Origin of the sequence: Aquipseudomonas ullengensis, from assembly GCF_014174475.1 — a bacterium.
Classification (GTDB): Bacteria; Pseudomonadota; Gammaproteobacteria; order Pseudomonadales; family Pseudomonadaceae; genus Aquipseudomonas; species Aquipseudomonas ullengensis.
Genome location: NZ_JACJUD010000004.1, coordinates 552,871 through 575,520, shown reverse-complemented (window position 1 = coordinate 575,520; position 22,650 = coordinate 552,871). Strand labels below are relative to the sequence as shown.

Annotated in this window: 19 protein-coding genes; 2 read left to right on the top strand and 17 right to left on the bottom strand. The window is 62.7% G+C overall.

Annotation, left to right across the window (positions count from 1 at the left end; all coding sequences use genetic code 11):
• The first annotated feature begins 237 nt into the window (after positions 1-237).
• Positions 238-1,920, top strand: a complete 1,683-nt coding sequence (locus H3H51_RS15045; protein ID WP_183089858.1) for a methyl-accepting chemotaxis protein — start codon at positions 238-240, stop codon at positions 1,918-1,920.
• Between the two features lie 117 nt (positions 1,921-2,037).
• A complete protein-coding gene (locus H3H51_RS15040; RefSeq protein ID WP_183089857.1) occupies positions 2,038-3,099 on the top strand; it encodes an AI-2E family transporter in 1,062 nt (353 codons plus the stop codon).
• Between the two features lie 60 nt (positions 3,100-3,159).
• Here H3H51_RS15040 and nuoN read toward each other — a convergent pair whose 3' ends face one another.
• The 17 genes from nuoN to H3H51_RS14955 form a co-directional block, all read right to left on the bottom strand.
• On the bottom strand, positions 3,160-4,635 hold the full coding sequence (gene nuoN / locus H3H51_RS15035; protein ID WP_183089856.1) for an NADH-quinone oxidoreductase subunit NuoN: 1,476 nt from the start codon (positions 4,633-4,635) through the stop codon (positions 3,160-3,162).
• A 4-nt stretch (positions 4,636-4,639) separates the two neighbouring features.
• Positions 4,640-6,163 (bottom strand): NADH-quinone oxidoreductase subunit M, encoded by a 1,524-nt coding sequence (gene nuoM / locus H3H51_RS15030; protein WP_183089855.1) that lies wholly within the window; start codon positions 6,161-6,163, stop codon positions 4,640-4,642.
• Between the two features lie 15 nt (positions 6,164-6,178).
• A complete protein-coding gene (gene nuoL / locus H3H51_RS15025; protein ID WP_183089854.1) occupies positions 6,179-8,029 on the bottom strand; it encodes an NADH-quinone oxidoreductase subunit L in 1,851 nt (616 codons plus the stop codon).
• Positions 8,026-8,334: an NADH-quinone oxidoreductase subunit NuoK gene (nuoK, locus tag H3H51_RS15020; RefSeq protein WP_183089853.1), complete on the bottom strand. Its 309-nt coding sequence runs from the start codon at positions 8,332-8,334 to the stop codon at positions 8,026-8,028. Before nuoK ends, nuoL begins: the two co-directional genes overlap by 4 nt.
• Positions 8,331-8,840 (bottom strand): NADH-quinone oxidoreductase subunit J, encoded by a 510-nt coding sequence (gene nuoJ / locus H3H51_RS15015; RefSeq protein WP_183089852.1) that lies wholly within the window; start codon positions 8,838-8,840, stop codon positions 8,331-8,333. The genes nuoK and nuoJ overlap by 4 nt, the downstream gene beginning before the upstream one ends.
• 9 nt (positions 8,841-8,849) lie before the next feature.
• Positions 8,850-9,398, bottom strand: a complete 549-nt coding sequence (gene nuoI, locus H3H51_RS15010; RefSeq protein WP_183089851.1) for an NADH-quinone oxidoreductase subunit NuoI — start codon at positions 9,396-9,398, stop codon at positions 8,850-8,852.
• A gap of 12 nt (positions 9,399-9,410) precedes the next feature.
• Entirely contained in the window at positions 9,411-10,403 is a 993-nt protein-coding gene (gene nuoH, locus H3H51_RS15005) for an NADH-quinone oxidoreductase subunit NuoH (RefSeq protein ID WP_183089897.1), read from the bottom strand.
• Positions 10,403-13,111: an NADH-quinone oxidoreductase subunit NuoG gene (gene nuoG / locus H3H51_RS15000; protein ID WP_183089850.1), complete on the bottom strand. Its 2,709-nt coding sequence runs from the start codon at positions 13,109-13,111 to the stop codon at positions 10,403-10,405. The genes nuoH and nuoG overlap by 1 nt, the downstream gene beginning before the upstream one ends.
• A 95-nt stretch (positions 13,112-13,206) precedes the next feature.
• A complete protein-coding gene (gene nuoF, locus H3H51_RS14995) occupies positions 13,207-14,556 on the bottom strand; it encodes an NADH-quinone oxidoreductase subunit NuoF (RefSeq protein ID WP_407926509.1) in 1,350 nt (449 codons plus the stop codon).
• A 2-nt stretch (positions 14,557-14,558) separates the two neighbouring features.
• Positions 14,559-15,053: an NADH-quinone oxidoreductase subunit NuoE gene (nuoE, locus tag H3H51_RS14990; RefSeq protein ID WP_407926506.1), complete on the bottom strand. Its 495-nt coding sequence runs from the start codon at positions 15,051-15,053 to the stop codon at positions 14,559-14,561.
• Between the two features lie 2 nt (positions 15,054-15,055).
• Positions 15,056-16,837 (bottom strand): NADH-quinone oxidoreductase subunit C/D, encoded by a 1,782-nt coding sequence (nuoC, locus tag H3H51_RS14985; protein WP_183089848.1) that lies wholly within the window; start codon positions 16,835-16,837, stop codon positions 15,056-15,058.
• Positions 16,838-16,893: 56 nt separating this feature from the next.
• A complete protein-coding gene (locus H3H51_RS14980; RefSeq protein ID WP_183089847.1) occupies positions 16,894-17,571 on the bottom strand; it encodes a NuoB/complex I 20 kDa subunit family protein in 678 nt (225 codons plus the stop codon).
• 10 nt (positions 17,572-17,581) lie between these two features.
• The gene (locus H3H51_RS14975; RefSeq protein ID WP_183089846.1) at positions 17,582-17,998 is read right to left on the bottom strand and encodes an NADH-quinone oxidoreductase subunit A; all 417 of its coding nucleotides are present in this window, start codon (positions 17,996-17,998) and stop codon (positions 17,582-17,584) included.
• Positions 17,999-18,356: 358 nt separating this feature from the next.
• Positions 18,357-18,974, bottom strand: coding sequence for a murein L,D-transpeptidase catalytic domain-containing protein (locus H3H51_RS14970; protein WP_183089845.1), 618 nt, complete (start codon positions 18,972-18,974; stop codon positions 18,357-18,359).
• 158 nt (positions 18,975-19,132) lie between these two features.
• Positions 19,133-20,728, bottom strand: coding sequence for an isocitrate lyase (locus H3H51_RS14965; RefSeq protein ID WP_183089844.1), 1,596 nt, complete (start codon positions 20,726-20,728; stop codon positions 19,133-19,135).
• Positions 20,729-21,210: 482 nt separating this feature from the next.
• A complete protein-coding gene (locus H3H51_RS14960; protein ID WP_183089843.1) occupies positions 21,211-22,020 on the bottom strand; it encodes a secretin N-terminal domain-containing protein in 810 nt (269 codons plus the stop codon).
• Positions 22,017-22,646, bottom strand: a complete 630-nt coding sequence (locus tag H3H51_RS14955) for a DUF7931 domain-containing protein (RefSeq protein WP_183089842.1) — start codon at positions 22,644-22,646, stop codon at positions 22,017-22,019. The genes H3H51_RS14960 and H3H51_RS14955 overlap by 4 nt, the downstream gene beginning before the upstream one ends.
• Between the last annotated feature and the right edge of the window lie 4 nt (positions 22,647-22,650).

Genomic DNA, 22,650 nt, shown 5'->3' with positions numbered 1-22,650 from the left:
GGCTACTGGAGAGTTAAATGAAGCTGTCAAAACTACAGGCAAGAATTATGCACGCTTTGCTCAGAATTCCGCACAAATTTGCAGCCACCCTAGAAACCCGCGAAACCCTACGATCTATCGCTGAGAGAAGGCTGTGACTACATTTCCCTGACTGCCCGGTCGCTTAAGCTATGGGTGGAACGGTCGATATAACGACAATCTGGTTCACGCTCCTGCCTGGTATTACGAGGATCTGTAATGCGCCTGACTCTAAAAACAAAAGTTCTGTTGCTGGCACTGCTGCCGGTGATCCTCTTCGCGCTGATTCTCAGCGGCGCGGCCGCCAAGATTTTGCTCGATCTGGCACAGGATGAGATCAGCGAAACCCGCGAGCGCCTGCTCAAGGAAAGCCGGCAGGAGCTGGAGAACTTCATGCAGATCGGCCTGGGCTCGGTGAACAGCCTGTACGAAGCCGCCAGCAGCGGTGACATGGCCAGCCGCGAGCAGGCCATCGCCATCCTGGCAAAGATCAAATACGGCAAGGACGGCTACTTCTTCGGTCACGATTCCAACGTGGTGCGCTTGTTTCGCGGCAGCAGCCCGGTGGATGTGGGCAAGAGCCTGGCCGATCGCAAGGACCCCAATGGCGTCTATGTGAACCGCGAACTGGTGCGGGTGGCCAAGGATGGTTCCAATTTCGTGGAGTACAGCTCGCCGCTGCCGACCGATGAAAGCGTGTTGGTTCCCAAGCTGGCCTACAGCTATTACCTGCCGAAGTGGGACATGGCGGTGGGCACGGCGGTCAACCTGGATGGCATCGAGGCCCAGGTCGCCGAGGTGCAGGAAGCGATCGATGAGCGCATCAGCACCATTCTCACCAGCGTCGCGGTGATTGCCGCGTTGATGCTGGTGGTCTTCGGCATTGCCGGCCTGGCGCTGAGCAACGCCTTTTTGCGTCCGCTGCAGCGGATCAAGGACAACCTCGACGATATCGCCGCCGGCGAGGGTGACCTGACCCGGCGCCTGCAGGTCACCAGCGATGACGAGCTCGGCCAACTGGCGGGCTCGTTCAACCGTTTTGTCGAGAAGGTGCATGGCCTGGTGCGCCAGATTGCCGAACTGACCACGCAACTGACCGGTCTGGTGGGTGAGGTGGCTGATCAGGCGCAGCGCTCCGAGCAGGCCATGGAGCGCCAGCGCAGCGAAACCGACCAGGTGGCGACGGCAATCAACGAAATGTCCGCCGCCGCCCATGAAGTGGCCAAGAGCGCCCAGGGCGCTGCCGAAGCGGCGCAGCAGACTGACCACGAAGGCCAGGCAGCCAAGCGCGTAGTGGATGGCAGCATCGAGCGTATTCATGCGTTGGTGGTGGATATCCGCACCAGTGGCCAATCCCTCGACAGCCTGCAGCAGGACGTGCAGTCCATCGTCAGTGTGCTCGACGTGATTCGCTCCATCGCCGAACAGACCAACCTGCTGGCCCTTAACGCCGCTATCGAGGCTGCCCGTGCCGGTGAAGCGGGACGCGGCTTTGCCGTGGTGGCCGACGAGGTGCGTGCGCTGGCCAGCCGTACCCAGCAGAGCACCCAGGAAATCCAGGGCATGATCGATCGCCTGCAGCAGGGCACCCAGAGCGCGGTGACCGCCATGCGCCGCTCCAGCGATGCCGGCGATGTGACCAGCGAACAGGCCAACCAGGCGGGCGCCTCGCTGGATGCGATTGCCCAATTGATCGGCACCATCAATGCGATGAACGCGCAGATCGCCAGCGCGGCCGAAGAGCAGACCGCCGTGGCCGAGGAGATCAACCGCAGCGTGCACCAGATCGCCACAGCGGTGGAAAGCGTGGCCGAGGAAACCCACCACGGGGCGCAGACCTCGCGCAATCTGGCGGGCCTGGGCGAGCGCCTGGGCGCGTTGGTGCGTCAGTTCCGCATCTGAGTTGATGCGATTGCATAAAGGCGCTTCGGCGCCTTTTTTGTGGCCGCTGAAATCACTCGCACTTGCCCGGCCCGCTGGGGACTAATCAAGGAACAGCCCACCACATCGGTTACGCGCATGTTCTCTCCTCGTGTCGAGCACAAAGGGTTTCTGGTCCTGCTGGCCTGCGTGACGCTGGCGTTCGCCTGGATTCTGCTGCCGTTCTACGGCGCGGTATTTTGGGCGGTGGTGCTGGCGGTTCTGTTCGGCCCGCTACAACGGCGCCTGGCGTTGCGCTTCGGTGGCCGCGGCAACCTGTCGGCCCTGGTGACGCTGGCGGTCTGCTTGCTGGTGGCGATTCTGCCGATGAGCATCATCACGCTGATGCTGATCAATGAGGGCAGCGAGGTCTACCAGCGGGTGGAGAGTGGCGAGCTGAACATCGGGCGCTACGTGATTCAGGCCCAGGCGTTGTTGCCCGACGTGCTGCAGCGGCAAATGGCGCGCCTCGGGCTGAGCAACCTCGACAGCATGAGTGAACGCATCGTCCGTAGTGCCCTGCAGGGCAGTGAGTACCTGGCGACCAAGGCCTTTGCCATCGGCCAGAACACCTTCCAGTTCGTCATCGGCTTTTTCCTGATGCTCTATCTGCTGTACTTCTTCCTGCGCGACGGGCCGGAGCTGGCGCGCGCGGTACGAGTCTCGATCCCGTTGGCGGATACCCTCAAGCGCCGCCTGCAGATCAAGTTCACCCGTGTGGTGCGGGCCACGGTCAAGGGCCATGTGGTCGTGGCGGCGGTGCAGGGCGCGCTGGGCTGGATGATTTTCTGGTTCCTCGGGATATCCAACCCCTTGCTCTGGGGCGTGCTGATGGCGTTTCTGTCCCTGCTGCCGGTGGTGGGCTGTGGCCTGGTCTGGGGGCCGGTTGCGCTCTACCTGCTGATGACCGATGCGATCTGGCAGGGCGTTACCCTGGTGCTGTTCGGGGTACTGGTGATCGGCTTGGTGGATAACGTGTTACGCCCGGTGCTGGTGGGCAAGGGCACGCACCTGCCGGATTACCTGGTGCTGATCTCGACCCTGGGCGGGTTGACCCTGTTCGGTCTCAATGGCTTTGTCATCGGCCCGCTGATCGCCGCGCTGTTCATTGCCAGTTGGGACATCTACAAGAGCGGCAAGCGTACCGTGCGTTTGCCCTAGCGCTTTATTACGGGCAAGAAAAACCCGGCTGTGGCCGGGTTTTTCATTGCTGCGTCAGGCTTACGGGGCGATGGCCACCAGGCCTGCGTGCTGCACCAGCTCCAGCAGCGGCTGGGGGTACACGCCGAGGAAGAAGGCGAGCAGGGCAACGAACAACAGCATGATGCCGCCGGCGCGTTGGCCCCAGTTGAACGGCGCGTCGTGGCGGCGCAGGTTTGGCTCGACCATGAACAGGGTGACCATCACGCGCAGGTAGTAGAACACGCCGATGGCGCTACCCAGTACCAGGGCGCCGAGCAGCCACCACAGCTGCGATTGCACGCCGGCGGCGACCACGTAGAACTTGCCGATGAAGCCGGCAGTCAGCGGAATACCGGCCAGCGACAGCATCATCACGGTCAGCACGGCGGTCAGGTACGGGCGGCGCCAGAACAGGCCGCGGTACTCGTACAGGGCGTCGGCGTCGCGGCCGCTGTAGGGCGTCGACATCAGGGTGATCACACCGAACGCGCCGAGGCTGGTCAGCACGTAGGTCGCCAGGTACACGCCGACCGCTTCCACGGCAAGGCCCTTGCTGGCGATCAGCGCCACCAGCAGGTAGCCGAAGTGGGCGATGGACGAATAACCGAGCAGACGCTTGAGGTTGCTCTGCAGCAGGGCGAGCAGGTTGCCGAAGAGGATCGAGGCGATGGCGATGATCGTCAGCAGCTCGTTCAGCCAGCCGCCGCTGGTGACCGGGGAGATCTGGTACAGGCGCAGCAGCACGGCGAACACCGCGACTTTGCTGGCGGTGGCCAGGAACGCCGCCACTGGTGCCGGGGCGCCCTCGTAGACGTCCGGGGTCCACAGGTGGAACGGTACCAGCGACAGCTTGAAGGCCAGGCCGATCAGCATCATGCCGATGCCGATCTGCGCCAGCATGCTCGGCAGGCCGTCGGCGGCCAACTTGGCGCCGATGCCGGCGAAGCTCAGGCTGCCGGATTCGGCGTAGAGCAGGGCCATGCCGAACAGCAGGAAGGCGCTACCGGCGGCCGACAGCACCATGTACTTGATGCCGGCTTCCAGCGAACGCTTGTTGAAGAAGGCGTAGGCGATCATGCCGTAGGTCGGTACCGACAGCAGTTCCAGGCCGATGAACAGGCCCGCCAGATGCTGCGCGCTGACCAGTACCAGACCGCCGGCGGCGGACAGCAGCATCAGCAGGTACAGCTCTTCGCGGTTGCCCGGATAGCCCTTGCCTGATTCGCCGCCCAGGTAGGCGTGGATCAGCGTCACGCAGGCCAGCGTCGCCGCCAGCACCAGCGCCATGTAGTAGCAGGCGAAGTTATCGATCAGCAGCAGCGGGGTGACCGCCAGCGGCGTCACCTTGAGGGTCGGGATGATCGACAGCAGCGCCAGGTTGAGCCCCAGTACCGACAGGGCGAAGGTCCAGGAGTGGTGGCGTTTCCAGGCGATTGCCAGCATCACCACCACGATGGTGGCACTGGTGATCAGCAGTGGTAGCAGGGCGATGAAGTGTTGAGTCGTCAGTTGCATGGCACTACTTACCGAGTTGATTGAGGGCGCCACCGAGCCACTGCTGCACACCGGACATGGTGGCGGCAGAGGTGTCGAGCACCGGCTGCGGGTAGACGCCGAGCAGAATCAGCAGCACGGCCAGGCCCAGCACCATGCTCAGTTCACGCGGTTTCAGGCCGGGCAGGGCGGTTTCCGCTTTGGCCGGGCCGAAGTAGGCGCGGTGGATCATGGCCAGCGAGTAGACCGAACCGAACACCAGGCCGGTAGCGGCCAGCACGATGACCCAGGGTGCGGCCTTGAAGCTGCCGATCAGGATCAGGAATTCGCCAACGAAGTTACCGGTGCCCGGCAGGCCCAGCGCAGCGGCAGCGAAGAACAGGCTGATGGCTGGCAGCCAGGGCATGCGTGCCCAGATACCGCCCATCTCGCGCATGTCGCGGGTGTGCAGGCGCTCGTAGAGCTGACCGCAGAGGATGAACAGTGCGGCTGCCGACAGGCCGTGGGCCATCATCTGCACCACTGCGCCCTGCAGGGCGATCTGGCTGCCGGAGTAGATGGCGATCAGCACGAAGCCCATGTGCGAGACGCTGGAGTAAGCCACCAGGCGCTTGATGTCGGTCTGGGCGAACGACAGCAGGGCACCGTAGATGATGGCGAACACGCCGAGCCACATGGCGATCGGCGCGAACTCGGCCGAGGCATGCGGGAACAGCGGCAGGGCGAAGCGCATCAGGCCGTAGGCGGCGGTTTTCAGCAGGATACCGGCCAGGTCCACGGAACCGGCGGTGGGCGCCTGGGCGTGGGCGTCCGGCAGCCAGGAGTGGAACGGCACGACCGGGAACTTCACCGCGAAGGCGATGAAGAAACCGAGCATCAGCAGGTACTCGGTGCCTTTGCTCATCTGGGTCTTCAGCAGGTCGGCGTAGTTGAAGGTCAGCACGCCGGTCTGGTCGAAGTGGACGAACACCAGGCCGAGGATGGCCACCAGCATGATCAGGCCGCTGGCCTGGGTGAAGATGAAGAACTTGGTGGCGGCATAGATGCGGGTCTTGCCATCGCTGCCGCTGTGACCCCAGAGCGCGATGAGGAAGAACATCGGCACCAGCATCATTTCCCAGAAGAAGAAGAACAGGAACAGGTCCATGGCGAGGAACACGCCGACCACGCCGCCGAGAATCCACATCAGGTTGAGGTGGAAGAAGCCGACGCGGTTCTGGATCTCGTTCCACGAGCACAGCACGGACAGCACGCCGAGCAGGCCGGTGAGGGCGATCATCAGTACCGACAGACCGTCCATGGCCAGGTGGATGCTGATGCCCAGGCGGGCGATCCACTGCACCTTGAATTCATGGGCCCAGGCGGGCTCGGCGCCGGGTGCGGGGGCCAGGCTGAAGTCGCCGGTGGCCCACAGCCACAGGCCGAGACCGAACAGCAGGCCCATGGTCAGCAGGGCGACCCAGCGCGGCAGGGTGTTGCCGAAGCGCTCGCCTTGCCAGCACAGCAGGCCGCCGATAAAGGGGATCAGGATTAGCCAGGGCAGAATCATGACGGTTGGTTTTCCTTAATTCAGAATCAGCAGCAGGCCGAGCACCAGTACGGCGCCCCCGGCGATGGACGTGGCGTACCAGCGGATCTGGCCGTTCTCGCTGCGAGCGAGCAGGGCGTTGCCGCCGCGTACCAGGCGCGGAATCAGGCCGATGCCACGGTCCAGCGGGTCACGGGCGAGCAGGCGGCAGGCCAGCAGATAGGGCTGCACGAAGAGCTTGTCGTAAAGCCAGTCGAAGCCCCAGGCGGCGAACCACCAGGCCGACAGGAAGCGCCCCGGGCCACTTTGCGCAACGGCCGTGGCGAAGCTGCGCTTGCCAAGGAACAGCAGGGCGGCCAGCAGGATACCGGCCAGGGCGATGGCCCCCGAGGCGATTTCCAGGCTGTGCTGCGCTTCGCCACCGGCATGGCCGACGCTTTGCGGCAGCACGCCAGCCAGCGGTGGCGTGATCAGCGCGCCGATGAAGGTGGACAGCACGATCAGCACGCTCAGCGGCAGCCAGTGGGCAACGCCATGACCGGCGTGGGCTTCGGTTTTTTGCTCGCCGTGGAAGGCGATGAAGATCAGGCGGAAGGTGTAGATCGAGGTCAGGAAGGCACCGGCCAGGCCGGCGTACAGCAGCCACTGGTGGCCACTGGCGAAGGCTTCCCAGAGGATTTCGTCCTTGGAGTAGAAACCGGCGGTGATCAGCGGCAGTGCAGCCAGAGCCGAACCGCCGACGATGAAGCTGGCGTAGGCCAGCGGCAGTTTCTTCCACAGGCCGCCCATCTTGAAGATGTTCTGCTCGTGGTGGCAGGCGTTGATGACCGCACCGGAGGCGAGGAACAGCAGGGCCTTGAAGAAGGCGTGGGTCATCAGGTGGAAGATCGCCGCGTCCCAGGCGCCAACGCCGAGGGCGAGGAACATGTAGCCGATCTGGCTCATGGTCGAATAGGCGAGGATGCGCTTGATGTCGGTCTGCACCAGGGCGGCGAAACCGGCCAGCACCAGGGTCACGCCGCCGACGATACCGACCAGTTCGAGGATGTCCGGGGTCAGCAGGAACAGGCCGTGGGTCCGCGCGATCAGGTAGACGCCGGCGGTCACCATGGTTGCCGCGTGGATCAGCGCGGAAACCGGGGTCGGGCCGGCCATGGCGTCAGCCAGCCAGGTCTGCAGCGGCAGCTGGGCAGATTTACCGACCGCGCCACCAAGCAGCATCAGGGTGGCGACCCACAGCCAGGCATCACCGGCCACGTACTTCTGCGGCGCCAGCACCATCAGCTCCTGGATGTTCAGGGTGCCGAGATGCAGGAACAGGATGAACAGGCCGATGGCCATGAACACGTCGCCGATCCGGGTAACGATGAACGCCTTGAGCGCGGCATTACCGTTGGGCGTGTGCTTGAAGTAGAAGCCGATCAACAGGTACGAGCACAGCCCCACGCCTTCCCAACCGAAGTAGAGGAACAGCAGGTTATCGCCGAGCACCAGGAACAGCATGCTGGCGATGAACAGGTTGGTGTAGGCGAAGAAGCGCGAGTAACCCTCTTCACCACGCATGTACCAGCTGGCGAACAGGTGGATCAGGAAGCCGACACCGGTGACCACGCCGAGCATGGTCACGGACAGGCCGTCCAGATACAGGGTGAAGCTCGGGGCGAAACCGTCGACGCTCATCCACTGCCACAGCACCTGGGTGAACACACCACCCGCCGGCGGGTTGAGGTTGAACTGCAGGATCACCCAGCCAGCGGTCAGCGCCGATAGGCCGATCGAGCCGACGCCGATCAGCGCCGAGAGGTTTTCCGAGAAACGTCCGCGGGAGAAGGCCAGGAGAAACCAGCCAAGCAGCGGGAACAGACATGTCAAAAATAGAAGGTTCATCCGCGCATCTCGCTGGCAGCGTCGACATCGAGGGTGTGGAAGCGACGATACAGTTGCAGCAGGATCGCCAGGCCGATACTGGCCTCGGCGGCTGCCAGGGTGATCACCAGAATGAACATGATCTGCCCGTCAGGCTGCACCCAGCGGCTGCCGGCGACCACGAAGGCCAGGGCGGTGGCGTTCATCATCACTTCCAGGCTCATCAGGATGAACAGGATGTTGCGGCGCACCATCACGCCGACCAGCCCCAGGCTGAACAGCACGCCGGCCAGGGCCAGGCCGTGCTCCAGAGGAATCGCATTCATGGCGTTGCATCCTTAGCTTCGTGGCGGCCCAGGTGGTAGGCGGCGACCAGCGCGGCCAGCAGCAGCATCGAGGCCAGCTCGACGGCCAGCAGGTAAGGGCCGTACAGGGCAATACCGACGGCCTTGGCATCCACGGTCACCAGACCTATGGAGGCGCCGCTCGGAGCCTGGAACAGCACATACAGCAGTTGACCCAGCAGGATGGCGGCGAGAATTGCCGGGCCGGTCCAGATACCGGGCGTCAGCCATTTCTTTTCCTGCTCGGCAGCAGCCGGGCCAAGGTTGAGCATCATCACCACGAAGACGAACAGCACCATGATGGCGCCGGCGTAGACGATGATCTCCAGGGCCCCGGCGAACGGCGCGCCGAGGGCGAAGAAGGTCATGGCCACGGCCAGCAGCGAGAGGATCAAATAGAGCAGGGCATGCACCGGATTACTCGCAGTGATGACCCGAACAGTGGCAGCCACGGCAACGCCCGCAGCGAGGTAGAAAGCGAATTCCATGTCCTCTCCTTAGGGCAGCAGGCTTTTGACGTTGATCGGCTCGGCTTCATTCTGCGCGGCGCCTTTCGGCTTGCCGGCGATGGCCATACCGGCAACGCGGTAGAAGTTGTAGTCCGGGTTTTTGCCCGGGCCGCTGATCAGCAGGTCTTCCTTCTCGTACACCAGGTCCTGGCGCTTGTACTCGCCCATCTCGAAATCCGGGGTGAGCTGGATTGCGGTGGTGGGGCAGGCTTCTTCACAGAGGCCGCAGAAGATGCAGCGCGAGAAGTTGATGCGGAAGAAATCCGGGTACCAGCGGCCGTCCGGCGTCTCGGCCTTCTGCAGCGAGATGCAGCCGACCGGGCAGGCCACGGCGCACAGGTTGCAGGCCACGCAGCGCTCTTCGCCGTCGGGGTCGCGGGTCAGCACGATCCGGCCACGGTAGCGCGGCGGCAGGTACACCGGCTCTTCTGGGTACTGCAGGGTGTCGCGTTTGCGGAAGCCGTGACTGAACACCATCACCAGGCTGCGCAGTTGGGTCCAGGTGCCATGCACCACGTCCCAGATATATTTGATCATCGCTATTACTCCTTACTGGGCCGTAGCCAGCACAACTGCGCCGGTCACCAGCAGGTTGATCAGGGTCAGCGGCAGACAGAACTTCCAGCTGAAGGCCATGACCTGGTCATACCGTGGGCGCGGAATCGAGGCGCGCAGCAGGATGAAGATCATGATGAAGAAGCAGGTTTTCAGGGCGAACCAGATAAACGGGATCTGCGGCAGGATGCCGAACGGACCGTGCCAGCCGCCGAAGAACAGGGTCACCAGCAGCGCCGAAATGGTCACGATGCCGATGTACTCGCCAACGAAGAACATGCCCCATTTCATCCCGGCGTATTCGATGTGGTAACCGTCGGCCAGCTCCTGCTCCGCTTCCGGCTGGTCGAATGGGTGACGGTGAGTCACGGCGACGCCAGCGATAAAGAAGGTACAGAAGCCGAAGAACTGCGGAATGATGAACCACAGGTGTTCGGCCTGGTAATCGACGATATCGCGCATGTTGAACGAGCCAACCTGAGCGACGATGCCCATCAGCGCCAGGGCCAGGAACACCTCGTAGGACACGGTCTGCGCCGAGGCACGCAGGGCGCCGAGCAGGGCGAACTTGTTGTTGCTCGACCAACCGGCGAACAGCACCGCATACACCGACAGGCCGGCCATGGCGAAGAAGAACAGGATGCCGATGTTCAGGTCCGCCACGCCCCAGGTCGGGGTGATCGGGATGATCGCGAAGGCCATCAGCATGGCGGCGAAGGCGATCATCGGCGCCAGGATGAAGATCGTCTTGTCGGCGAACGGCGGCGTCCAGTCTTCCTTGAAGAACATCTTCAACATGTCGGCGGCGATCTGAAACATGCCGAACGGGCCGACGCGGTTCGGACCGTAGCGGTCCTGCCACCAGCCGAGCAGACGGCGTTCGACAAAGCTCAGCAGCGCGCCACTGATCACCACTACCAGCAGGATAACGATGGCCTTGAGCACGGCGATCAGTACGTCGACCACCTCAGGAGTGAGCCAGCTCATCATTGTGCGGCCTCCTGAACGCTAGTCACCAGGGCACCGGCGATGGCTGCCGGGATGCCTGGCAAGCCAGCCGGCAGGCCGATCAGGCCGATGGCCAGGTCTTCGTTGATCTGCAGCGGCAGGCGCAGCACCTGGCCGTTGACGGTCAGGGCGAGCAGGGCGCCGTCGTTGACCCCCAGGCGATCAGCCTCGGCCTTGGCCAGGGCCACGTACGGCTGGGCAATGCGCTCCTGGATCGGTGCGGCGCGCGAGGAGGTTTCCTCACTGCCGAACAGATGGTGCAGCGGCACGACCTGCAGGGTGCCTTGAGCCGGGTTGAACGCTGCAGCCACGGTGAACCAGGACAGGGCAGCGCCTTTGGCTTCGATCAGGCGTACGCCCGGATCGCCGGCACGCAGATGGCCGCCGACTTCGTCCTGGAACTTGTTCCAGGCCTGCGGCGAGTTCCAGCCTGGTGACCAGGCGAACGGGATCTGCTGACGGTCTTCCTGGCTGCCCGAATAGCCTTCCATGGAGAAGGCGAAGGGCGAGTCCTGGTCCTGCGGCTGACGCGGCTCGTGCACGCTGATGTTGGCGCGCATCGCGGTACGGCCACTGTAGCGCAGCGGTTCACGGGCCAGCTTGAGGCCCTTGATACGGAACGAGGCGCTTGGCGCGGCACCGGTGATGCCGGCCAATACGCTGTTGCTGGCGGCGCAGGCGGCGGTGACCTGGTCCAGCTGGGTCCAGTCCACGCCCTTGCCTTGCAGGGTGCTGTGCAGCGCGTGCAGCCAGCGCCAGCCTTCACGCACGAGGATGTTGCTGTCGTAGTAGCTCGGCTCGAATACCTGAAAGAAGCGCTGGGCGCGGCCTTCCAGGCTGACCAGGGTGCCGTCGCCTTCGGCGAAGCTGGCAGCTGGCAGCACCAGGTGGGCCTTGGCGGTGGTGGCGGTCTGCTGGTGATCGGCGACGATCACTACCTTGGCCGCAGCCAGGGCGGCGTCTACCTGGGCAGCGTCGGCGCGGCGGTACAGGTCGTTTTCCAGCACGATCACAGCGTCGGCCTGGCCGGCAGTCAGGGCTTCCAGAGCGGCGTCCAGCGACTCGCCGCCAAACAGGGCCAGGCCCATGCTGTTGGCTTCCGGGACTACCAGGCTGATGGAGCCGTTCTTCTCGCGATTTTTCAGCGCGCTGGCGATGTTGGCCGCGGCCTCGATCAGTTCCTTGCTGCCCAGTGAGGCGCCGGAGACGATCAGCGGGCGCCTGGCGCCCAGCAAGGCGTCGGCGATCAGCTGTACCAGCTCGGCTGCGTCGGCATCCAGGCCGGTCACGGCCGGGGCGCTCGGGTCAATGGCGTGGGCTACGGCGAAACCGATACGCGCCAGGTCGGCCGGGGCAGCGTGCACGCAGGCTTCGGCGATATCGTCGAGGCGGGTCGGGGTGACGCTGGCGATGAACAGCGGGTGCAGGGCGTCTTGGGCGACGTTCTGCACGGCTGCCATGTGCCAGTCCTGGATCTTCATCGAGGCGGCGATTTCAGTGGCCTTGCCCTTGACCGTCTGGCGCAGGGCCAGGGCCAGGCGTGCAGCGGTTTGGGTCAGGTCTTCACCGAGGACGAACACCGCGTCGTGGTTTTCTACCTCGCGCAGGGTCGGCACCGGCAGCGGGCCGTTCTGCAGGATGTCGCGGATCAGGCGCAGGTTGTCCAGCTCGGCAGCGGCGATACCGCTGTAGTAGTTGGCCTCACCAACCAGCTCGCGCAGGGCGAAGTTGCCTTCCAGGCTGGCGCGTGGCGAACCGATGCCGATCACGCGTTTGCCTTTGAGCAGCTCGGCGGCCTTGTCCAGGGCGGCGTCCAGGCCAAGTTTTTCGTTACCAAAGAGCGGCTGGCGCGGACGGTCTTCACGGTTGACGTAGCCATAGCCGAAACGGCCGCGGTCACAGAGGAAATACTGGTTCACGTCGCCGTTGAAGCGGTTCTCGATACGACGGATCTCGCCATAGCGCTCGCCCGGGCTGGTGTTGCAGCCGCTGGAGCAGCCATGGCAGATGCTCGGGGCGAACTGCATGTCCCACTTGCGGTTGTAGCGCTCGGAGTGAGTCTTGTCGGTGAATACGCCGGTCGGGCAGACCTCGACCAGGTTGCCGGAGAACTCGCTTTCCAGCACGCCGTCTTCGACGCGGCCGAAGTACACGTTGTCGTGCGCGCCATAGACGCCCAGGTCGGTGCCGCCAGCGTAATCCTTGTAGTAGCGCACACAGCGGTAGCAGGCGATGCAGCGGTTCATCTCGTGGGAGATAAACGGGCCGAGCTGCTGGTTCTGGTGGGTGCGCTTGGTGAAGCGATAACGGCGCTCGTTGTGGCCAGTCATCACCGTCATGTCTTGCAGGTGGCAGTGACCGCCTTCCTCGCAGACCGGGCAGTCGTGCGGGTGGTTGGTCATCAGCCACTCGACAACGCTGGCGCGGAACGCCTTGGATTCTTCATCGTCGATGGAGATCCAGGTGTTGTCGGTGGCAGGCGTCATGCACGACATGACGATGCGACCACGGGTGTCGTTTTCGTCGCTGTACTGCTTCACCGCACACTGGCGGCAAGCCCCGACGCTACCGAGCGCCGGGTGCCAGCAGAAGTAGGGGATGTCGAGTCCGAGGGACAGACAGGCCTGCAGCAGGTTGTCCGCACCGTCGACTTCGAAATCTTTGCCGTCTACGTGGATAGTGGCCATGGTTCAGGTTTCTTCTTTACCCACCGAAGCGGGCTTGGCTAATGGAATCACGGTGTGTCACGGGGCCAGGTGAGTGGCCGCCGTCACGCAAAACTTCACGCGGGGGCGAATTGCCCCGTCGCAGCCGGAGCGCCCTGGCTGGAAACACCAGCCTCGAACTCCGGACGGAAATACTTGATCGCGCTACCCAATGGCTCGACGGCACCCGGTGCGTGGGCACAGAAGGTCTTGCCGGGGCCGAGGAAGTTGACCAGGCCGAGCAGGGTATCGATGTCCTGCTGGGTGCCTTGGCCACGCTCCAGGGCGCGCAGAATCTTCACGCTCCACGGCAGGCCGTCGCGGCACGGTGTGCACCAGCCGCACGACTCGCGGGCGAAGAACTCTTCCATGTTGCGCAGCAGCGAAACCATGTTGACGCTCTCGTCCACCGCCAGGGCCAGGCCGGTACCCATGCGGGTGCCGACTTTGGCAATGCCGGCGGCGTACATCGAGGCGTCAAGGTGCTCGGGCAGCAGGAAGCCGGTACCGGCGCCGCCTGGCTGCCAGCATTTCAGCTTGTAGCCGTCGCGCATGCCGCCGGCGTAGTCCTCGAACAGCTCGCGGGCGGGCAGGCCGAAGGGCAGTTCCCACAGACCGGGGTTCTTCACCTTGCCGGAGAAGCCCATCAGCTTGGTGCCCATGTCTTCGCTGCCCGGACGGGCCAGGGTCTTGTACCAGTCGACGCCGTTGGCGACGATCGCCGGGACGTTGCACAGGGTTTCGACGTTGTTCACGCAGGTCGGTTTGCCCCATACGCCGACGGCGGCGGGGAAGGGCGGCTTGGAGCGTGGGTTGGCGCGGCGGCCTTCGAGTGAGTTGATCAGTGCGGTTTCTTCACCGCAGATATAGCGGCCGGCGCCGGTGTGGACGAACAGCTCGAAGTCGAAGCCGCTGCCGAGGATGTTCTTGCCCAGCAGGCCGGCGGCCTTGGCTTCCTCGATGGCGCGATTGAGGTTGGCGGCCGCGTCGACGTATTCACCGCGCAGGAAGATGTAGCCGCGGTAGGCCTTGAGGGCGCGCGCGGAGATCAGCATGCCTTCCACCAGCAGGTGCGGCAGCTGCTCCATGAGCATGCGGTCTTTCCAGGTGTTCGGCTCCATCTCATCCGCGTTGCACAGCAGGTAGCGGATGTTCATGGACTCGTCGTTGGGCATCAGGCCCCACTTCACGCCGGTGGGGAAGCCCGCACCGCCGCGGCCCTTGAGGCCAGAGTCCTTGACCGTCTGCACGATATCGGCCTGGGCCATTTCGCCCAGGGCCTTGCGTGCGGCGGCGTAGCCATTCTTCGCCTGGTACTCGTCGAACCATACCGGCTGCGCGTCGTCACGCAGGCGCCAGGTCAGTGGATGGGTTTCTTCGCTGCGCGCGATGGTGTTGGCTGGGCCGATGGAGGTCAGCGTCTTGATGCTCATGCGTAGGCCTCCAGCAGCTGGGCGATGCCATTGGCGTCGAGGTTGCCGTAGGTGTCGTCGTCGATCATCACCGCTGGGGCCTTGTCGCAGTTACCCAGGCAGCACACGGGCAGCAGGGTGAAACGACCGTCGGTGGTGGTTTGACCGGGCACGATGCCCAGTTTGTCCTTGAGGCTGCCAAGCAGGTTTTCGTGGCCGCCGACGAAGCAGGTCATGCTGTCGCAGACACGGATGATGTGGCGACCCACCGGCTGGCGGAAAATCTGACTATAGAAGGTGGCCACGCCTTCGACGTCGCTGGCCGGGATGCCGAGGATCTCGCCAATCGCATCGGCGGCGCCGTCCGGCACCCAGCCACGGGCTTTCTGCACGATCTTCAACGCTTCGATGGACGCCGCGCGCGGGTCTTCGTAGTGGTGCATCTCGTGTTCGATGGCCGAACGCTCGGTTTCGCTCAGGGCAAAACGGTCAGTCTGGATAAGCGTGTTCATAATCAGCGGTCCACGTCGGCCATAACGAAGTCGATACTGCCCAGGTACGCGATCAGGTCCGCCACCATGCTGCCGCGGATCACCGACGGGATCTGTTGCAGGTGCGGGAAGCTGGGCGTGCGAATCCGGGTGCGGTAGCTCATGGTGCTGCCGTCGCTCGTCAGGTAATAGCTGTTGATGCCCTTGGTCGCCTCGATCATCTGGAAGCTCTCGTTGGCCGGCATGACCGGGCCCCAGGAGACTTGCAGGAAGTGGGTGATCAGGGTCTCGATGTGCTGCAGGGTGCGCTCTTTCGGCGGCGGCGTGGTCAGCGGGTGGTCCGCCTTGTACGGGCCTTCCGGCATGTTGCGCAGACACTGGTCGATGATCTTGATGCTCTGGCGCATCTCTTCCACACGCACGATACAGCGGTCGTAGGCATCGCCGTTGACGGCCAGCGGCACTTCGAATTCGAAGTTCTCGTAGCCGGAGTACGGACGGGCCTTGCGCAGGTCGAAGTCGAGGCCGGTGGAACGCAGACCGGCACCAGTGACGCCCCATTCCAGCGCTTCCTTGGTGTTGTACTGGGCTACACCTTTGGTACGGCCGATCAGGATGCTGTTCTTCAGGGCCGCCTTTTCGTATTCGTCGAGGCGCTTGGGCAGCCAGTCGACGAATTCCTTGACCAGACCCTGCCAGCCACGCGGCAGGTCGTGGGCGACGCCACCGATGCGGTACCAGGCCGGGTGCAGGCGGAAGCCGGTGATGGCTTCGATGACCTTGTAGGCGCGCTGACGGTCGGTGAAGGTGAAGAACACCGGGGTCATGGCACCGACGTCCTGGATATAAGTACCGAGGAACAGCAGGTGGCTGGTGATGCGGAAGAACTCGGCCATCATGATGCGGATGACATCGACCTTCTCTGGCACCTTGATGCCCGCCAGCTTCTCGACCGAGAGCACGTAGGGCAGGTTGTTCATCACGCCGCCGAGGTAGTCGATACGGTCGGTGTACGGAATGAAACTGTGCCAGGACTGACGCTCGGCCATCTTCTCGGCACCACGGTGGTGGTAGCCGATGTCCGGAACGCAATCGACGATCTCTTCACCGTCCAGCTGCAGGATGATGCGGAACGCACCGTGGGCAGAGGGGTGGTTGGGGCCGAGGTTGAGGAACATGTAGTCCTCGTGCTCGTTGCCACGCTTCATGCCCCAGTCTTCCGGCTTGAAGCGTGCCGACTCTTCCTCGAGCTGCTGCTTGGCCAGGGTCAGGCTGAACGGGTCGAATTCGGTAGCGCGCGCCGGGTAGTCCTTGCGCAGCGGGTGACCTTCCCAGGTCGGCGGCATCATGATCCGGGTCAGGTGCGGGTGACCATTGAAGGTGATGCCGTAGAGGTCCCAGACTTCGCGCTCGTACCAGTTGGCATTCGGCCAGATGCTGGTAACGGTGGGGACGTTGAGGTCACCTTCTTTCAGGGCAACCTTGATCATGATGTCGCTGTTACGTTCGATCGACATCAGGTGGTAGAACACCGTGAAGTCGGCACCCGGCAGGCCGCGGCGCTGGGTGCGCAGGCGCTCGTCGACGCCATGCAGGTCGTACAGCATGACGTAGGGGCGCGGCAGGTTGCGCAGGAACGTCAGGACATTGATCAGGCGATCACGGGATACCCACAGTACCGGCATGCCGGTGCGGGTGCTCTGGACGGTAAAGGTCTCGGCACCAAAGCGGGAATTCAGCTCGATGACCACATCTTGGTCGTCGGCCTTGTACGGTGGAACGGACAGAATGCTGTCTGCAGTCATGGTCTCGGTCGCTATCGGCGGTGTACGGCGTCAGTAAGCAGGCTCGGCGAGCCTGCTTACACTTCGTCGGGGCTGCGCAGGTTGGTTACAGCGATGCGTTCGGCACGGCGCTGTTCTTTCTGCGACGGCATTTCGGCGCGGTAAACGCCTTGATCGCCGACGACCCAGGACAGTGGGCGGCGCTCCTTGCCGATGGACTCCTGCAGCAGCATCAGGCCTTGCAGGAATGCTTCGGGGCGGGGCGGGCAGCCAGGGATGTACACGTCGACCGGGAGAAATTTGTCGACCCCCTGGACTACAGAGTAGATGTCGTACATGCCGCCGGAGTTGGCGCACGAGCCCATGGAAATCACCCACTTGGGTTCCAGCATCTGCTCATAGAGGCGCTGGATGATCGGCGCCATCTTGATGAAGCAGGTGCCGGCGATGACCATGAAGTCGGCCTGGCGTGGGGACGCACGAATGACTTCCGCGCCGAAGCGCGCGATATCGTGCGGCGCGGTGAAGGCGGTGGTCATTTCCACGTAACAGCAGGACAAACCGAAGTTGTACGGCCACAGGGAGTTCTTGCGACCCCAGTTCACCGCACCATTGAGAACATCTTCGAGCTTGCCCATGTAGATGTTCTTGTGGACCTGATCTTCTAGCAGCGGGTCGGAGACAGTCTCCCGCTCGCCGATCGGATACTGCTCATTAGGCGCATCCGGATCGATCCGAGTAAGTTTGTATTGCATCGCCAAAGCCTCATTGTTTTAGCTTCGCCTGCCGATTACGACGGCCCTCGGGTGCCCAATCGAGCGCGCCGATACGCCAAAGGTAGACAAGACCAGCCAACAGAATTGCTATAAAAACTGTAGCCTCGATCAGGCCGGCCCAGCCGCTTTCGCGCACCGATACCGCCCAAGCGAAGAGAAAGAGGGCTTCAACGTCGAAGATCACGAAGAGCATCGCGACCAGATAGAACTTTGCCGAGAGGCGTAGACGGGCACTGCCGACGGGCAGCATGCCGGATTCGAAGGGGTCGTTCTTGCTGCGGCCCCAGGCTTTGCTACCCAGCAAGCTGGATAGGCCAAGCATGAAGGCGATGAGTCCGACGACTCCGAGCAGGAAAATAGCAAAAGCCCAGTTATGGGACATGGTCGTTACTACCGCATCAGGCATGCCGGCTCTCCTTGGGCAAGGGACGGCTTTCTATTATGGTGAGGTTGCAGCCCGGATAAGGCTGCCCCGCAAAGTATGGGCGCAATTTTATGCGCGCATGGCACGTTAAGTAAATTTTTCTGCATAAAAAAATGAACGGCTTAGTCAGCTATAGATGCCCTGTATGGCCCTCTAGCCGGCATGGGCTGGGCGCTACAGAGGCCTTGCGGCTTTGGTCTTATGGTCAATTCGCCGTGTTTCTGCAGTGGCGTGACGCCTTTTTGAAAGACGGCTGTCGTTAATTGTTTACGGCTGTGGCGTTTATTGATGCGCTGAGGGAACACGTCGTTTATTGCGCGTGCAGCCGTGGGACGAAAAATCACTGCTGGAGCGGCTCCAGATAGCCGTGATCGGCTCTTCTCGTGTCGATGGCGAAGATCAGGGAGCCTGTCGGTAGTGCTTTTATCGCCTGGTAGCGGTCCTCGCTGGATAGCACCAGGCAGCCGTGGCTGCGTCCGGCCACGCCATGTTGGCGAATGAAGTCCTCTTCCATATACCCATTGCCGTGCAGCACGATGGCCCGCTGTTCGGCGTTGCGGTTGCTGGTACTCAGGCCGGTCAAGCGCAGGGACAAGCCATGACCAGGTTGTGTGCTTTGGTAGTTGTCGCCCGTTCGAAAGGTGCCAAGGGAGGAGGCGTGGCTGTTGTCGGTATCGGAGAAGTGCTCGGCAAAGCCGTCGTAATCGCGATCAGAGCCTTGGCCATGTGCTACGCGATAGCTGGCCAGTAGCTGATGGCTGGTGCGGTCAAACACGAGAAAGCGCGGGCTGGTGGAGCGGCGTGCATAGTCGACCACGGCAAAGTGCGCCTGGTCGTTGTGTTGCAGCTGTGCAGTGATTGGCTGGATGACGGCTGCGGGGAGCAGTTGCTCGAGCGTGTCGGCCAGCAAGGGTGGCGAGAGCAGGAGAACCAGGGCGGTCAGCAGGTATCTGGGCATAAGGCGCTTCGCATTACCGATGCTGTCTTGGTAAGGCAAAGTCGCAGTTGCTGCAAGTTTTTCGAGCCGGAAAAAACAAACCCCAGCATCGCTGCTGGGGTTCGTCTGGCAACACGCTCAGGTCGGGCCGAAGCCCTGGTTGAGCGAACCGGTTCCTATTAGTGGAACTGGTTCATGGTGTTGTCTTTGCCGCCGGCTTTCAGGGCCGCTTCACCAGCGAAGTACTCTTTGTGAGCGTCGCCGATGTCGGAACCGGACATGTTCTGGTGCTTAACGCAGGCGATACCTTGACGGATCTCCTGACGCTGAACGCCTTTCACGTAGGCCAGCATGCCCTGGTCTGCGAAGTAACCTTTGGCCAGGTTGTCGGTGGACAGCGCGGCGGTGTGGTAGGTCGGCAGGGTGATCAGGTGGTGGAAGATGCCGGCCTGAGCCGAACCATCACGCTGGAAGGTGCGGATCTTCTCGTCGGCAACCTGAGCCAGTTCGGTTTCGTCGTACTCGACGCTCATCAGCTTGGCGCGGTCGTAGGCGGAAACGTCTTTGCCTTCGGCAGCGAAAGCGTCGAACACTTGCTGACGGAAGTTCAGGGTCCAGTTGAACGACGGGCTGTTGTTGTAAACCAGCTTGGCGTTCGGGATGGTTTTACGGATTTCGTTAACCATCTCTGCGATCTGGCCAACGTGCGGCTTCTCGGTTTCGATCCACAGCATGTCAGCGCCGTTCTGCAGCGAAGTGATGCTGTCCAGTACGCAGCGAGCTTCACCGGTGCCAGCGCGGAACTGGAACAGGTTGGAAGCCAGACGCTTCGGACGCAGCAGCTTGCCACCACGGTTCAGAACTACGTCGCCGTTGTTCAGGTCGGCAGCGGAGACTTCTTCGCAGTCCAGGAACGAGTTGTACTGGTCGCCCAGGTCGCCCGGCTCGTTGGTAACAGCGATCTGCTTGGTCAGGCCGGCACCCAGGGAGTCGGTACGAGCAACGATCACACCGTTGTCGATGCCCAGCTCGAGGAATGCGTAGCGAACAGCGTTGATCTTGGCCAGGAAGTCAACGTGCGGCACGGTGACTTTGCCGTCTTGGTGGCCGCACTGCTTCTCGTCGGAAACCTGGTTTTCGATCTGGATGCAGCAAGCACCCGCTTCGATCATTTTCTTGGCCAGCAGATAGGTGGCTTCGGCGTTACCGAAACCAGCGTCGATGTCGGCAATGATCGGGACAACGTGAGTTTCGTGGTTGTCGATCTGAGCCTGGATTTCAGCGGCTTTGGCTTTGTCGCCAGCAGCGTTGGCGGCGTCCAGAGCGGTGAACAGCAGGTCCAGCTCACGGGCGTCAGCCTGGCGCAGGAAGGTGTACAGCTCTTCGATCAGGCCGGAAACCGAGGTTTTCTCGTGCATGGACTGATCCGGCAGCGGACCGAAATCCGAACGCAGAGCAGCAACCATCCAGCCCGACAGGTAGAGGTAGCGCTTGTTGGTGGTCTTCAGGTGCTTCTTGATCGAAATCAGCTTCTGCTGACCGATGAAGCCATGCCAGCAGCCCAGGGACTGGGTGTAGACGGACGAGTCGGCGTCGTACTCGGCCATGTCTTTGCGCATGATGTCGGCGGTGTACTGGGCGATTTCCAGACCGGTCTTGAAGCGGTTCTGGGCGCGCATACGGGCCACGTATTCCGGGTTGATAGCGCTCCAGCTGCTGCCGGCGGCTTCTTTCAGGGCGGCAACGGCTTTGATGTCGTTTTGATAAGCTGACATGGTCAATCCTTCAAAGTGTGAGTTTGGTTGAGCACCGACTTCCCACCCAAAACCAACGTGCAAAAAGCTTGCAGTGTTGCGGGCGACACAAAGCAGACGTCGAAATTTCGACCGAGACGAGAGTGGAGCAGAGAGGAGGGGGGATAACGAGCAAGCAGTCCGGTGATCAGTCTGGCGTTGCTTGCTGGTTCGTGGAAACCGCTGGGCAATGCACGGGCGCTGGTCTATCGGTCTGGCTGATACGCTTGGCTTCCCCGTCCCTCAGGACAACTTTCGTTCCAGTCGCAACCTCGTCGAAACGCCTTGTTGGCTGTTAAAACACGGACCGTTCCGAATGGTGTTACGGAGCCGATCTGGAGACTCTTTAGCAGAGCCCCTGGCTAGCGGGAGCGGCGCAATGATGCGCTTCAAACGAGCGTTCGTCAACGATTTTGTAGTGCCGTGCGCATGCCACTACATGGGCTGCTAGAGCCCTTGCCGGTTCAGTCCAGGGCTTCGACTTTGATGCGCATGCTCATGTCGTTGCGGCCTTGGGTGCTATGTCGGCGCAGTGTGCCGCGATCATCGCCCTGACTCTGCTCGCTGACGCCGCCTATCGGAATCCACTCGCCCAGTTGGCCGCTGACCCGCGTGTCGGCGCTTTGTACGTCGATCACGCCCGGCTGGTACTGATTCACTCGATCATTTTTGCTGCTGATGCTGACGTGCACCAGGTTGCCGGTCAGGCTGGCGGTGACATAGAAACCCTGGGTCACGTCGCGGTATTGGGTGTTCTGGTAGACCTGACCATAGGGGCCGATGCTGGTGTCGGTGAGCGGTACGCTCTGGCCGACCTGGATCAGCGCGGGATAGCCCTCGGTGGCCTGAATCTGCTGGGTGCCGCCGCTGCGGCTGTCGGTCGAGCGGCGAATGATGCGCACCTGGTCGCGTCCGTTGACTTCGCCGCGACCGGTCTGGATATCGATATTGCCGACGCTGGCTGAGCCGTTCACCGAATAGCCATTGCTGTCCTGATAGCCGTTTTCGTTGGTGTCTACGCTGATTAGCAGGCGTCGGGGGGCGGTATCGAGTTGCTTGAGCAGTTCGCGTACTTCCTGGATTTTTTCCGGCGCGGCGTTGATCACCAATTGATTGCCGTAGGTGCTGACCTTGCCCTGGCCATCGAGTGCCGACTGCACCACCGGCAAGACTTCTTCGGCGGTGCGATAGCCCAGCGGGATCAGCTCGGTAGCGGCCTGCAAAGGTAGGCTCAGGGCTAGCAGTAGGGATGCCAGGCAGGCGCGCACGGTCATAGCAGGAAGCTCCGCAGATCGGGGTCGAGAACACTGGTGTCCCACGCCTGGTCGAACTGCGCTTGGCGCAGGCGTACGCGGCCGGGGTCGTTGTAAAGAGCGTAGCCGGCGTACTGCTCGACTTGCGGGCGTAGCAGCAGGCCGTGGCTGTCGGCGAGCAGGTAGGCGGCTTCTTCGCTGGGTAGGTCCGGGTTGATCTTGCGGATGTGCAGGTTGCTGGTCAGGCGCCGCGCCAGATTGAGCAGGCGGTGCCCCTGCTTGACCGGGCGGCTGACGTCGCGCAGCAGAATGCGCAGGTGATTCTTCGGGCTGGCCAGGAGGAAGCGACTGCAGGCGTCTTGCACGCTGCTATGGCTGTAGAGCCAGGGCTCGAGGTCCGGGGTGTACAGGCACAGGCTGTGTCGTGCCTGCTGGAGGAGTGCCAGGGCGTGAGCCTGGATCTGCTGGGGGTGTGCGAAGCGTTCCAGGTCCGCATGGCTGCCGAGCAGGAAGGGCGCCGGTTCGCGCTGCTCGCTGGGTTCCGGCTGGGCCTGCGGGTTGTGCACAGCAAAACGCCCCGGTGAGTGAAAATCGATGGCCGGTAATTCGGTTTCGCTTTCGTTCAGCGGGGCGCTTTCGTCGTTCATCTCG

Bases quoted from the DNA above. Each gene is read 5' to 3' on its own strand.
- nuoC (WP_183089848.1), bottom strand. From the start codon at position 16,837: ATGACTGCAGACAGCATTCTGTCCGTTCCACCGTACAAGGCCGACGAC.
- H3H51_RS15045 (WP_183089858.1), top strand. From the start codon at position 238: ATGCGCCTGACTCTAAAAACAAAAGTTCTGTTGCTGGCACTGCTGCCG.
- H3H51_RS14965 (WP_183089844.1), bottom strand. From the start codon at position 20,728: ATGTCAGCTTATCAAAACGACATCAAAGCCGTTGCCGCCCTGAAAGAA.
- H3H51_RS14970 (WP_183089845.1), bottom strand. From the start codon at position 18,974: ATGCCCAGATACCTGCTGACCGCCCTGGTTCTCCTGCTCTCGCCACCC.
- nuoJ (WP_183089852.1), bottom strand. From the start codon at position 8,840: ATGGAATTCGCTTTCTACCTCGCTGCGGGCGTTGCCGTGGCTGCCACT.
- nuoH (WP_183089897.1), bottom strand. From the start codon at position 10,403: ATGAGCTGGCTCACTCCTGAGGTGGTCGACGTACTGATCGCCGTGCTC.
- H3H51_RS14980 (WP_183089847.1), bottom strand. From the start codon at position 17,571: ATGCAATACAAACTTACTCGGATCGATCCGGATGCGCCTAATGAGCAG.
- nuoI (WP_183089851.1), bottom strand. From the start codon at position 9,398: ATGATCAAATATATCTGGGACGTGGTGCATGGCACCTGGACCCAACTG.
- nuoE (WP_407926506.1), bottom strand. From the start codon at position 15,053: ATGAACACGCTTATCCAGACTGACCGTTTTGCCCTGAGCGAAACCGAG.
- H3H51_RS15040 (WP_183089857.1), top strand. From the start codon at position 2,038: ATGTTCTCTCCTCGTGTCGAGCACAAAGGGTTTCTGGTCCTGCTGGCC.
- H3H51_RS14955 (WP_183089842.1), bottom strand. From the start codon at position 22,646: ATGAACGACGAAAGCGCCCCGCTGAACGAAAGCGAAACCGAATTACCG.
- H3H51_RS14960 (WP_183089843.1), bottom strand. From the start codon at position 22,020: ATGACCGTGCGCGCCTGCCTGGCATCCCTACTGCTAGCCCTGAGCCTA.
- nuoN (WP_183089856.1), bottom strand. From the start codon at position 4,635: ATGCAACTGACGACTCAACACTTCATCGCCCTGCTACCACTGCTGATC.
- nuoL (WP_183089854.1), bottom strand. From the start codon at position 8,029: ATGAACCTTCTATTTTTGACATGTCTGTTCCCGCTGCTTGGCTGGTTT.
- nuoG (WP_183089850.1), bottom strand. From the start codon at position 13,111: ATGGCCACTATCCACGTAGACGGCAAAGATTTCGAAGTCGACGGTGCG.
- nuoM (WP_183089855.1), bottom strand. From the start codon at position 6,163: ATGATTCTGCCCTGGCTAATCCTGATCCCCTTTATCGGCGGCCTGCTG.
- H3H51_RS14975 (WP_183089846.1), bottom strand. From the start codon at position 17,998: ATGCCTGATGCGGTAGTAACGACCATGTCCCATAACTGGGCTTTTGCT.
- nuoK (WP_183089853.1), bottom strand. From the start codon at position 8,334: ATGAATGCGATTCCTCTGGAGCACGGCCTGGCCCTGGCCGGCGTGCTG.